At 67.3% G+C, this 13,087-nt stretch carries 8 protein-coding genes; all 8 read left to right on the top strand.

Features of this window, described 5'->3' with window-relative positions:
- Positions 1–54 precede the first annotated feature (54 nt).
- The 8 genes from rplA to rpsG all read left to right on the top strand — a co-directional run bounded on the left by rplA (position 55) and on the right by rpsG (position 13,084).
- Positions 55–780 (top strand): 50S ribosomal protein L1, encoded by a 726-nt coding sequence (gene rplA / locus ACGFT1_RS13380; RefSeq protein WP_356818751.1) that lies wholly within the window; start codon positions 55–57, stop codon positions 778–780.
- A gap of 164 nt (positions 781–944) precedes the next feature.
- A complete protein-coding gene (locus ACGFT1_RS13375) occupies positions 945–1,862 on the top strand; it encodes a hypothetical protein (RefSeq protein WP_373909076.1) in 918 nt (305 codons plus the stop codon).
- Positions 1,863–2,656: 794 nt separating this feature from the next.
- On the top strand, positions 2,657–3,187 hold the full coding sequence (gene rplJ, locus ACGFT1_RS13370) for a 50S ribosomal protein L10 (protein ID WP_356818747.1): 531 nt from the start codon (positions 2,657–2,659) through the stop codon (positions 3,185–3,187).
- A 111-nt stretch (positions 3,188–3,298) separates the two neighbouring features.
- A complete protein-coding gene (gene rplL, locus ACGFT1_RS13365; RefSeq protein ID WP_121787384.1) occupies positions 3,299–3,688 on the top strand; it encodes a 50S ribosomal protein L7/L12 in 390 nt (129 codons plus the stop codon).
- 591 nt (positions 3,689–4,279) lie between these two features.
- The gene (rpoB, locus tag ACGFT1_RS13360; RefSeq protein ID WP_373909075.1) at positions 4,280–7,765 is read left to right on the top strand and encodes a DNA-directed RNA polymerase subunit beta; all 3,486 of its coding nucleotides are present in this window, start codon (positions 4,280–4,282) and stop codon (positions 7,763–7,765) included.
- 98 nt (positions 7,766–7,863) lie between these two features.
- Positions 7,864–11,763: a DNA-directed RNA polymerase subunit beta' gene (locus tag ACGFT1_RS13355; protein ID WP_373909074.1), complete on the top strand. Its 3,900-nt coding sequence runs from the start codon at positions 7,864–7,866 to the stop codon at positions 11,761–11,763.
- A gap of 476 nt (positions 11,764–12,239) precedes the next feature.
- Positions 12,240–12,611 (top strand): 30S ribosomal protein S12, encoded by a 372-nt coding sequence (rpsL, locus tag ACGFT1_RS13350; protein ID WP_003948652.1) that lies wholly within the window; start codon positions 12,240–12,242, stop codon positions 12,609–12,611.
- Between the two features lie 2 nt (positions 12,612–12,613).
- Complete coding sequence (gene rpsG, locus ACGFT1_RS13345; RefSeq protein ID WP_121787381.1) at positions 12,614–13,084, top strand: 30S ribosomal protein S7; 471 nt, start codon at positions 12,614–12,616, stop codon at positions 13,082–13,084.
- Positions 13,085–13,087: the final 3 nt, after the last annotated feature.

Genomic DNA, 13,087 nt, shown 5'->3' with positions numbered 1-13,087 from the left:
GGGCCTGCTCGGCCCAGGGACCACGACTCCTTTCAGAACACACAGGAGCAAGTTGTGAGCAAGCGCAGCAAGGCTCTCCGCGCTGCGGACGCCAAGATCGACCGGGAGAAGCTGTACGCCCCGCTCGAGGCCGTCCGTCTCGCCAAGGAGACCTCCACGTCCAAGTTCGACGGCACCGTCGAGGTCGCCTTCCGTCTGGGTGTCGACCCGCGTAAGGCCGACCAGATGGTCCGTGGCACCGTGAACCTTCCGCACGGCACCGGTAAGACCGCCCGGGTCCTGGTCTTCGCGACCGGCGACCGTGCCGAGGCCGCGCGTGCCGCGGGCGCCGACATCGTCGGCGCCGACGAGCTGATCGACGAGGTGGCGAAGGGCCGTCTGGACTTCGACGCCGTCGTCGCCACCCCGGACCTCATGGGCAAGGTCGGCCGTCTCGGCCGCGTCCTCGGCCCGCGTGGTCTGATGCCGAACCCGAAGACCGGCACCGTGACCCCGGACACCGCCAAGGCTGTGACCGAGATCAAGGGCGGCAAGATCGAGTTCCGCGTCGACAAGCACTCGAACCTGCACTTCATCATCGGCAAGACGTCGTTCGACGACACCAAGCTGGTGGAGAACTACGGCGCCGCGCTGGAGGAGATCCTCCGGCTGAAGCCGTCCGCCGCCAAGGGTCGCTACATCAAGAAGGCCGCGATCAGCAGCACGATCGGCCCCGGTGTCCCGGTCGACCCGAACCGCACCCGCAACCTCCTCGTCGAGGAGGACCCGGCCGCCGTCTGAGCCCTTCGCTCAGCCCGGTAGCCGCGTCAGGTACGCGTAAGAAAAGGGCGGGCCCCGCAACCTTCGAGGTGCGGGGCCCGTCCTTTCTTTGTGCGACCTTTCGTACGACTGTCAGTGGCCTGGGTTACGGTGCAGGCACAGGACTCCAACAGGGGCGGGACCAGATGAACAGCACGACCGTGCGCCGTACGACCCTTTCCATCGCGGTGGTGGCCGCACTGACCGGGGTGGCCGCCTGCGGCTCCTCGCACTCGGACAAGGACGGAGGCGACGCGGCGGGCAAGAGCGTGACGCGTGTCAGCCCCATAGCCGCACTGCGCGCCGCCGAGCAGTCCACCGACAAGGCCGACTCGGCCAAGGTGCGCTCCAGCACGTCCGTCGGCAAGCTCATGGCGATGACCGCGAACGGCGCGCTGACCTGGTCGGGCGGCCTCAAGGGCAACCTCACCATCACGTACACCGGCGGCCAGATGGCCGAGATGATGAAGAAGGCCGGCACCTCGTCGATGGAGGCCCGGTATCTGCCGGACGCCTACTACGCGCACATGAGCGACGCGTATGCCCAGCAGACGGGCGGCAAGCACTGGCTCAGGTACTCCTACGACGACCTCGCCAAGCTCGGCGGCGCCTCCGGTTCGTACATGAAGGACCAGATCCAGAACGCCACGCCGAACCAGTCCGTGAAGCTGCTGCTGGCCTCCGGCGACGTCAAGAAGGTCGGCGAGGAGACGGTCTCCGGCGCCCACACCACGCACTACTCCGGCAAGGTGAACGTCGCCGACCTCGCGGGGAAGACCAGCGACCTCAGCGCCGAGCAGCTGTCGGCCCTGAAGAAGCAGCTGACCCAGGCGGGCGTCACCACCGAGACCGTCGACCTGTGGATCAACGGCGACAACCTGCTCGTCAAGAAGACCGAGAAGGCCGACACGGCCAACGGTGCCATGACGAACACCACCTTCTTCAGCGACTACGGCGTGAAGGTCACCGCCGAGGCGCCTCCGGCGAGCGACACCAAGGACTTCGCCGACCTCCTGAAGTCCGGCACCGCGACGGGCGGCACCGGTACCGGCACCGTCTCCTGACCAGCGGCGTGACCCCGGGCCCGGACCCGGGTCCGCGCCCGGGTCCGGGCCGTGGTGACCGCCCTCGGCCGTGAACACGGCGTACGTCGCCCGCAGCGGGCATCGCACAAGCGCCCGGCCGGGCGCAGGCGGCGCGGGAAACACCGCCACCGCCCTCCGGGCCGCCCGCCCCGGCCCTTGGCACATGCCGCCGCACACCGGTCCGTCCGCGCCCCGGCCCCTACCGCACACCGGCCCGGCAGGACAACGACACACCGGCAGACAACCGCAGGCCCCCCGGCACCCGGACACGCGGAACGCCGGGACCAGGGCACGAGGAACACCGGCACCCGGCCGCACGGCGGCGCCGCCAGCCAGCCGCAGGGCGCACCGGCAGAAGCCGCAGGTCGGTCCGGCGCCGGACCGTACGGCGCACCGGCGGGAGCCGCGGCCCGCAACCGCCACCAGCCGTGCGGCACACCCCGGCAGGAAGCCGTCCCGCCAACCCCCGGCCGGAGGCCGTGCCCGGCTGCGAACGGGCCGATTTGCTCGACGGCGTCCCGGTCCCGTACTCTCTTGAAGAAGCCAAAGACCGCTGGTCGTTGCCGTGCGCTCGAATGAGGGTGCGGTGGCCGAAGGATCCGCTGACAAGTGGACGACCCGCGCAGGTGACCGTGGAAGATCTCCTGGAGCACACGCCATGGCGTGTGCAGCCGGTTGAGTACGCCCCGTGCGCCTGCGCCGGGGCGTTTCGTTTTCCCAGTCCTCCTTCGGGTCCGCGCGGTCAGAATCACCCGGAAGGAGGCCGAGGCTCTATGGCGAGGCCCGACAAGGCTGCCGCAGTGGCCGAGTTGACGGAGCAGTTCCGCAACTCCAACGCTGCCGTGCTTACCGAGTACCGCGGTCTCACCGTGGCGCAGCTCAAGAACCTGCGCCGGTCGCTCGGTGAGAACGCTCAGTACGCCGTGGTGAAGAACACGCTGACCAAGATTGCGGCCAACGAGGCCGGGATCACGACGCTGGACGACCTGTTCAACGGTCCGACGGCTGTCGCCTTCGTCACCGGTGACCCGGTGGAGTCGGCGAAGGGTCTCCGTGACTTCGCCAAGGACAACCCGAATCTCGTCATCAAGGGCGGTGTCCTTGACGGTAAGGCGCTGTCGCCCGACGAGATCAAGAAGCTTGCGGACCTCGAGTCCCGCGAGGTTCTGCTCAGCAAGCTGGCCGGTGCCTTCAAGGGGAAGCAGTCCCAGGCTGCCTCCGTCTTCCAGGCGCTGCCGTCGAAGCTCGTCCGCACCGTGGACGCGCTGCGCGCCAAGCAGGCCGAGCAGGGCGGTGCCGAGTAATTCGGCTCGCTTTCTGACCCGCACCACAGGCGCGGGTCGCAGCGGGCCGACGTACGCCCGCCTTATCCAGTACATCCGGCACCTGCCGATTTGAGTGGAAGGACCGCCACCATGGCGAAGCTCACCCAGGACGAGCTGCTTGCTCAGTTCGAGGAGATGACCCTCATCGAGCTCTCCGAGTTCGTGAAGGCCTTCGAGGACAAGTTCGACGTCACCGCCGCCGCTGCCGCGCCGGTCGTCGTCGCCGGCGGTGCCGCCGGTGGCGCCGCTGCCGAGGCCGAGGAGGAGAAGGACGAGTTCGACGTCATCCTCACCGGCGCCGGCGAGAAGAAGATCCAGGTCATCAAGGTCGTGCGTGAGCTGACCTCCCTGGGTCTGAAGGAGGCCAAGGACCTCGTGGACGGCGCCCCGAAGCCCGTCCTCGAGAAGGTCGCCAAGGACGCCGCCGAGAAGGCCGCCGAGTCCCTCAAGGGCGCCGGCGCCTCCGTCGAGGTCAAGTAACACCCTTCGGGTCCGCAGGATCCGAACACACGTCGCACACGGTCCGCCGGGGCGCTGAAGTCAGTGCCCCGGAGGCTGTAACGCGGACGTACCGAAGAGCGATCATCCATCCGGGTGGTCGCTCTTCGGCGTATCCGGGGAGCCGACCGCGGTTACCTTGCACTCGCTACGGCGGGGGGTATGGTGATCTTCGTCGTGTCTCCGGAGGGCCGGCTTCCGGCTGGGGGGCCTTGACGAACGGCACGCAGCGCGCAATTCTCAGGACGCGTCGTCACAAGGATCCGCATCCGAGGCATGGATCGACGACGAAGAGGGCAGTATCAACGTGCGTTGAGGGCAGGATGCCGAGGGCGCTGACGACGACGAGGGTGACGACAACGAGGGTCTTCGAAAACCCGCATTGGACATCAGTGTGCCAAGTGGCTACACTGACCCTTTGCGCTGCCTGTTAGCTGTCCCCTGCCCGTCACCAGGGGTCTGCCCTCTCTTGAGCACAGTCGACCAGAGCCCCCCGACCTGGGGTTTCCGTCTCTGTGCACGAGAGGGACCGGTACGCGCGTAGTGAGTCCGAGCCCTCGGAAGGACCCCCTCTTGGCCGCCTCGCGCACTGCCTCGACCGCGAATATGAACAACGGCGCCAGCACCGCCCCGCTGCGCATTTCCTTTGCAAAGATCAAGGAGCCCCTCGAGGTTCCGAACCTTCTCGCGCTGCAAACCGAGAGCTTCGACTGGCTGCTCGGCAACGACGCCTGGAAGGCTCGCGTCGAGGCGGCTCTGGAGTCCGGTCAGGACGTCCCCACCAAGTCCGGCCTCGAGGAGATCTTCGAGGAGATCTCCCCGATCGAGGACTTCTCCGGGTCGATGTCGCTGACGTTCCGCGACCACCGCTTCGAGCCTCCCAAGAACTCCATCGACGAGTGCAAGGAGCGCGACTTCACGTACGCCGCCCCGCTCTTCGTCACGGCTGAGTTCACCAACAACGAGACCGGCGAGATCAAGTCCCAGACCGTCTTCATGGGCGACTTCCCGCTCATGACGAACAAGGGCACCTTCGTCATCAACGGCACCGAGCGTGTCGTGGTGTCCCAGCTGGTCCGTTCGCCCGGTGTCTACTTCGATTCCAGCATCGACAAGACGTCCGACAAGGACATCTTCTCCGCCAAGATCATCCCGTCCCGGGGTGCCTGGCTGGAGATGGAGATCGACAAGCGCGACATGGTCGGTGTCCGCATCGACCGCAAGCGCAAGCAGTCGGTCACCGTGCTCCTCAAGGCGCTCGGCTGGACGACCGAGCAGATCCTCGAGGAGTTCGGCGAGTACGAGTCGATGCGCGCCACCCTGGAGAAGGACCACACCCAGGGCCAGGACGACGCGCTGCTCGACATCTACCGCAAGCTGCGTCCGGGCGAGCCCCCCACGCGTGAGGCCGCGCAGACGCTGCTGGAGAACCTCTACTTCAACCCCAAGCGCTACGACCTCGCCAAGGTCGGCCGTTACAAGGTCAACAAGAAGCTGGGTGCGGACGCCCCGCTCGACGCGGGCATCCTGACCGTCGAGGACATCATCTCGACGATCAAGTACCTGGTGCAGCTGCACGCCGGCGAGACCGAGACCACCGGTGACAACGGCGACTCGATCGTCGTCGAGACCGATGACATCGACCACTTCGGCAACCGCCGTCTGCGCAGCGTCGGCGAGCTCATCCAGAACCAGGTCCGTACGGGCCTGGCGCGTATGGAGCGCGTCGTCCGCGAGCGCATGACGACCCAGGACGTCGAGGCGATCACGCCGCAGACCCTGATCAACATCCGGCCGGTCGTCGCCTCCATCAAGGAGTTCTTCGGCACCAGCCAGCTGTCGCAGTTCATGGACCAGAACAACCCGCTGTCGGGTCTCACCCACAAGCGCCGTCTGTCGGCGCTGGGCCCGGGTGGTCTCTCCCGTGAGCGGGCCGGCTTCGAGGTCCGTGACGTGCACCCCTCGCACTACGGCCGCATGTGCCCGATCGAGACGCCGGAAGGCCCGAACATCGGCCTGATCGGCTCGCTCGCCTCCTACGGCCGGGTCAACGCGTTCGGCTTCGTCGAGACCCCGTACCGCAAGGTCATCGACGGCCAGGTCACCGACGACGTCGACTACCTGACCGCCGACGAGGAGGACCGCTTCGTCATCGCGCAGGCCAACGCCACGCTCGGTGAGGACATGCGGTTCGCCGAGGCCCGCGTGCTGGTCCGCCGCCGTGGCGGCGAGGTCGACTACGTCGGCCCCGAGGACGTGGACTACATGGACGTCTCGCCGCGCCAGATGGTGTCGGTCGCGACCGCCATGATCCCCTTCCTGGAGCACGACGACGCCAACCGCGCGCTCATGGGCGCGAACATGATGCGGCAGGCCGTGCCGCTGATCAAGTCCGAGTCCCCGCTGGTCGGCACCGGCATGGAGTACCGCTCCGCCGTCGACGCCGGCGACGTGGTCAAGGCCGAGAAGGCGGGTGTGGTCCAGGAGGTCTCCGCGGACTACATCACCACCGCCAACGACGACGGCACGTACATCACGTACCGCCTGGCCAAGTTCGCCCGCTCCAACCAGGGCACCTCGGTCAACCAGAAGGTCATCGTCAACGAGGGCGACCGGATCATCGAGGGCCAGGTCCTCGCCGACGGTCCGGCCACCGAGAACGGTGAGATGGCCCTCGGCAAGAACCTGCTCGTGGCGTTCATGCCGTGGGAGGGTCACAACTACGAGGACGCGATCATCCTGTCGCAGCGCCTCGTGCAGGACGACGTCCTCTCCTCGATCCACATCGAGGAGCACGAGGTCGACGCCCGTGACACCAAGCTCGGCCCCGAGGAGATCACCCGGGACATCCCGAACGTCTCCGAGGAGGTCCTCGCCGACCTGGACGAGCGCGGCATCATCCGCATCGGTGCCGAGGTCGTCGCCGGCGACATCCTCGTCGGCAAGGTCACGCCCAAGGGCGAGACCGAGCTGACCCCGGAGGAGCGCCTGCTGCGCGCGATCTTCGGTGAGAAGGCCCGTGAGGTCCGTGACACCTCGCTGAAGGTGCCGCACGGCGAGATCGGCAAGGTCATCGGTGTGCGCCTCTTCGACCGCGAGGAGGGCGACGAGCTGCCGCCGGGCGTGAACCAGCTGGTCCGCGTCTACGTCGCGCAGAAGCGCAAGATCACCGACGGTGACAAGCTCGCCGGCCGCCACGGCAACAAGGGTGTCATCTCCAAGATCCTGCCGATCGAGGACATGCCGTTCCTGGAGGACGGCACCCCGGTCGACATCATCCTCAACCCGCTGGGTGTGCCGTCCCGCATGAACCCGGGACAGGTTCTGGAGATCCACCTCGGCTGGCTCGCCAGCCGCGGCTGGGACGTCTCCGGTCTCGCCGACGAGTGGGCCCAGCGTCTCCAGGTCATCGGAGCCGACCAGGTCGACCCCGGCACCAACGTCGCCACCCCGGTCTTCGACGGTGCCCGCGAGGACGAGCTGGCCGGTCTGCTCCAGCACACCATCCCGAACCGGGACGGCGAGCGCATGGTGCTGCCGACCGGCAAGGCGCGGCTGTTCGACGGCCGCAGCGGTGAGCCGTTCCCGGACCCGATCTCGGTCGGGTACATGTACATCCTGAAGCTCCACCACCTGGTCGACGACAAGCTGCACGCCCGGTCGACCGGTCCGTACTCGATGATCACCCAGCAGCCGCTGGGTGGTAAGGCCCAGTTCGGTGGCCAGCGGTTCGGCGAGATGGAGGTGTGGGCACTCGAGGCCTACGGCGCGGCGTACGCCCTCCAGGAGCTGCTGACCATCAAGTCCGATGACGTCACCGGCCGCGTGAAGGTCTACGAGGCCATCGTCAAGGGCGAAAACATCCCGGAACCTGGCATTCCCGAGTCCTTCAAGGTGCTCATCAAGGAAATGCAGTCCCTGTGCCTCAACGTGGAGGTGCTGTCCTCGGACGGCATGTCCATCGAGATGCGCGACACCGACGAGGATGTCTTCCGCGCTGCGGAGGAGCTCGGTATCGACCTGTCGCGGCGCGAGCCGAGCAGCGTCGAAGAGGTCTGACGGGAGTCCGGCGGGGCCCTTGCTCACAGGGCCCCGCCGACCCCCAGGCCCCCGTTTCAGACCACAGTCTTAACAACCCTGAGAGGGATTGACGCATAGTGCTCGACGTCAACTTCTTCGACGAGCTCCGGATCGGTCTGGCCACCGCTGACGACATCCGTCAGTGGAGCCACGGCGAGGTCAAGAAGCCCGAGACCATCAACTACCGCACCCTCAAGCCCGAGAAGGACGGACTCTTCTGCGAGAAGATCTTCGGTCCGACCCGGGACTGGGAGTGCTACTGCGGCAAGTACAAGCGCGTCCGCTTCAAGGGCATCATCTGCGAGCGCTGCGGCGTCGAGGTCACCCGCGCCAAGGTGCGCCGTGAGCGGATGGGCCACATCGAACTGGCCGCCCCCGTCACGCACATCTGGTACTTCAAGGGTGTCCCGAGCCGGCTGGGCTACCTGCTCGACCTGGCTCCCAAGGACCTCGAGAAGGTCATCTACTTCGCGGCGTACATGATCACGTACGTCGACGACGAGCGTCGTACCCGCGACCTGCCCTCCCTGGAGGCGCACGTCTCCGTCGAGCGCCAGCAGATCGAGAACCGCCGGGACGCCGACCTGGAGACCCGCGCCAAGAAGCTCGAGACCGACCTGGCCGAGCTGGAGGCCGAGGGCGCCAAGGCCGACGTGCGCCGCAAGGTGCGCGAGGGTGCCGAGCGCGAGATGAAGCAGCTGCGCGACCGTGCGCAGCGCGAGATCGACCGCCTCGACGAGGTGTGGAACCGGTTCAAGAACCTCAAGGTCCAGGACCTCGAGGGCGACGAGCTGCTCTACCGCGAGCTGCGTGACCGCTTCGGCACGTACTTCGACGGCTCGATGGGTGCCGCGGCGCTCCAGAAGCGCCTGGAGTCCTTCGACCTCGACGAGGAGGCCGAGAAGCTCCGCGAGATCATCCGCACGGGCAAGGGCCAGAAGAAGACCCGCGCCCTGAAGCGGCTGAAGGTCGTCTCCGCGTTCCTCCAGACGTCCAACAGCCCCAAGGGCATGGTCCTGGACTGCGTCCCGGTCATCCCGCCGGACCTGCGTCCGATGGTGCAGCTGGACGGTGGCCGCTTCGCGACCTCCGACCTGAACGACCTGTACCGCCGTGTCATCAACCGCAACAACCGCCTGAAGCGGCTTCTCGACCTCGGCGCGCCCGAGATCATCGTGAACAACGAGAAGCGCATGCTCCAGGAGGCCGTCGACGCGCTGTTCGACAACGGCCGCCGCGGCCGCCCGGTCACGGGTCCCGGCAACCGCCCCCTGAAGTCCCTCAGCGACATGCTGAAGGGCAAGCAGGGCCGCTTCCGTCAGAACCTGCTCGGCAAGCGAGTCGACTACTCGGCGCGTTCCGTCATCGTCGTCGGCCCGCAGCTGAAGCTGCACCAGTGCGGTCTGCCCAAGGCGATGGCGCTGGAGCTGTTCAAGCCGTTCGTGATGAAGCGCCTGGTCGACCTGAACCACGCGCAGAACATCAAGAGCGCCAAGCGCATGGTGGAGCGCGGCCGTACGGTCGTGTACGACGTCCTCGAAGAGGTCATCGCCGAGCACCCGGTGCTGCTGAACCGTGCTCCCACCCTGCACCGCCTCGGCATCCAGGCCTTCGAGCCGCAGCTGGTCGAGGGCAAGGCCATCCAGATCCACCCGCTCGTCTGCACCGCGTTCAACGCGGACTTCGATGGTGACCAGATGGCCGTGCACCTGCCGCTGTCCGCGGAGGCGCAGGCCGAGGCCCGCATCCTGATGCTGTCCTCGAACAACATCCTCAAGCCGGCCGACGGCCGCCCGGTGACGATGCCGACCCAGGACATGGTCCTCGGTCTGTTCTTCCTCACCACCGACGGCGAGCTGCGTGACACCAAGGGCGAGGGCCGCGCGTTCGGCTCCACGGCCGAGGCGATCATGGCGTTCGACGCCGGTGAGCTGGCGCTCCAGTCGCAGATCGACATCCGCTTCCCGGTGGGCACCATCCCGCCGCGCGGCTGGACCCCCCCGGTCCGCGAGGAGGGCGAGCCCGAGTGGCAGCAGGGTGACTCGTTCCGGCTGCGCACGACCCTGGGCCGCGCGCTCTTCAACGAGCTGCTGCCCGAGGACTACCCGTTCGTCGACTACTCGGTGGGCAAGAAGCAGCTCTCCGAGATCGTCAACGACCTGGCCGAGCGCTACCCGAAGGTCATCGTGGCGGCGACGCTCGACAACCTGAAGGCGGCCGGCTTCTTCTGGGCGACCCGTTCCGGTGTCACCGTGGCCATCTCCGACGTCGTCGTTCCCGAGGCGAAGAAGGAGATCGTCAAGGGGTACGAGGCGCTGGACGAGAAGGTCCAGAAGCAGTACGAGCGCGGTCTGATCACCAAGGAAGAGCGCACGCAGGAGCTCATCGCGATCTGGACCAAGGCGACCAACGAGGTCGCCGAGGCGATGAACGAGAACTTCCCCAAGACCAACCCCATCTTCATGATGGTCGACTCGGGTGCCCGAGGAAACATGATGCAGATGCGGCAGATCGCGGGTATGCGCGGTCTGGTGTCGAACGCGAAGAACGAGACCATCCCGCGTCCGATCAAGGCCTCGTTCCGTGAGGGTCTGTCCGTGCTGGAGTACTTCATCTCCACCCACGGTGCCCGTAAGGGTCTGGCGGACACCGCCCTGCGTACCGCCGACTCGGGTTACCTCACCCGTCGTCTGGTCGACGTCTCCCAGGACGTCATCATCCGCGAGGAGGACTGCGGCACCGAGCGCGGCCTCAAGCTCCACATCGCGGAGCGGGGCGCGGACGGTGTGCTGCGCAAGACGGAGGACGTCGAGACGTCCGTGTACGCGCGCTGCCTCGCCGAGGACATCGTCGTCGACGGCAAGGTGCTGGCCCCGGCCGGCACCGACCTGGGCGACGTGCTCATCGACGAGCTGGTCAAGCACGGCATCGAGGAGGTCAAGACCCGCTCGGTCCTGACCTGCGAGTCCGCCGTCGGTACCTGCGCGATGTGCTACGGCCGTTCGCTGGCGACCGGCAAGCTGGTCGACATCGGTGAGGCGGTCGGCATCATCGCCGCCCAGTCCATCGGTGAGCCCGGCACCCAGCTGACGATGCGTACCTTCCACACCGGTGGTGTGGCCGGTGACGACATCACGCAGGGTCTGCCGCGTGTCGTCGAGCTGTTCGAGGCCCGTACGCCGAAGGGTGTCGCCCCGATCTCCGAGGCCTCCGGCCGCGTCCGGATCGAGGAGACCGAGAAGACGAAGAAGCTCATCGTCACCCCGGACGACGGCAGCGACGAGACGGCGTACCCGATCTCCAAGCGCGCCAAGGTCCTGGTCCGCGAGGGCGACCACGTCGAGGTCGGCCAGCAGCTCACCGTGGGTGCCACCAACCCGCACGACGTGCTGCGCATCCTGGGTCAGCGTGCCGTCCAGGTCCACCTGGTCGGCGAGGTCCAGAAGGTGTACAACTCGCAGGGCGTGTCGATCCACGACAAGCACATCGAGATCATCATCCGGCAGATGCTGCGCCGCGTGACGATCATCGAGTCCGGCGACGCCGAGCTGCTGCCCGGCGAGCTGGTCGAGCGCTCCCGCTTCGAGCAGGAGAACCGTCGTGTGGTCCAGGAGGGCGGTCACCCGGCCTCCGGTCGTCCGCAGCTGATGGGTATCACCAAGGCCTCGCTGGCGACGGAATCCTGGCTGTCGGCCGCCTCCTTCCAGGAGACGACCCGAGTCCTGACGGATGCGGCCATCAACGCCAAGTCCGACAGCCTCATCGGCCTCAAGGAGAACGTCATCATCGGTAAGCTCATCCCGGCCGGTACGGGTCTGTCCCGCTACCGCAACATCCGGGTCGAGCCGACCGAGGAGGCCAAGGCCGCGATGTACTCGGCCGTCGGCTACGACGACATCGACTACTCGCCGTTCGGCACGGGCTCCGGCCAGGCCGTTCCGCTGGAGGACTACGACTACGGTCCGTACAACCAGTAGGCGAGCGTGAGCCGGAGGGCGGCCATCCCGTTGACGGGGTGGCCGCCCTCCGGCGTGTGTGGGGGGTCGGGTGCCGGCCGCCGGGCCCCGGGGGACCGAGCCGCCCCGAAGGCCGCTCAGCGGCGGCCTGACGTGCGAGGAGGGGCCGGCCCGCAGTGGTGGTCCGGACGGACTCCCGGCCGGTCCAGGAGCGCGTGGAGGCCGCGCGGGCGTACTGTCAAGCCCCGGCGTGCGGGCGCCGACCCCATTTGTTTTGACCGCAGCCAATGAGGTAGGTACGCTCAGACCTTGTGCCTGGGGTGTGCCCTGGCTCCTGTGCGTGCCTGTGAACCGCATGGCGAGCCGTGAGCGGCCACCGTGATCTGCGCCCTTTCCGCCTCGCGGCGGGGATCCGGCGGATTCGACACACCCGACCGCGTGGGTCGGCGACGTTCCAGGTTAGCTTCACCATTCGGCACACAGAAACCGGAGAAGTAGTGCCTACGATCCAGCAGCTGGTCCGGAAGGGCCGGCAGGACAAGGTCGAGAAGAACAAGACGCCCGCACTCGAGGGTTCCCCTCAGCGTCGTGGCGTCTGCACGCGCGTGTTCACGACCACCCCGAAGAAGCCGAACTCGGCCCTGCGTAAGGTCGCGCGTGTGCGTCTGACCAGCGGGATCGAGGTCACCGCTTACATTCCGGGTGAGGGACACAACCTGCAGGAGCACTCGATCGTGCTCGTGCGCGGCGGCCGTGTGAAGGACCTGCCCGGTGTTCGCTACAAGATCATCCGCGGTTCGCTCGACACCCAGGGTGTCAAGAACCGCAAGCAGGCCCGCAGCCGCTACGGCGCCAAGAAGGAGAAGTAAGAATGCCTCGTAAGGGCCCCGCCCCGAAGCGCCCGGTCATCATCGACCCGGTCTACGGTTCTCCTCTTGTCACGTCGCTGATCAACAAGGTGCTGCTGAACGGCAAGCGCTCCACCGCCGAGCGCATCGTGTACGGCGCCATGGAGGGTCTGCGCGAGAAGACCAGCAACGACCCGGTCATCACGCTCAAGCGCGCGCTCGAAAACATCAAGCCGACCATCGAGGTCAAGTCCCGCCGTGTCGGTGGCGCGACCTACCAGGTGCCGGTCGAGGTCAAGCCGGGCCGTGCCAACACCCTGGCGCTGCGCTGGCTCGTCGGTTACTCCCGCGCCCGCCGCGAGAAGACCATGACCGAGCGCCTGCTCAACGAGCTCCTCGACGCGTCCAACGGCCTCGGCGCCGCTGTGAAGAAGCGTGAGGACACCCACAAGATGGCCGAGTCCAACAAGGCCTTCGCGCACTACCGCTGGTAGTCG

This window comes from Streptomyces sp. Y20 (assembly GCF_043195475.1).
In the GTDB taxonomy this organism is placed as follows: Bacteria; Actinomycetota; Actinomycetes; order Streptomycetales; family Streptomycetaceae; genus Streptomyces.
Note: the sequence above shows the minus strand (reverse complement) of the source record. Positions and strands in the feature narration are given on the sequence as shown.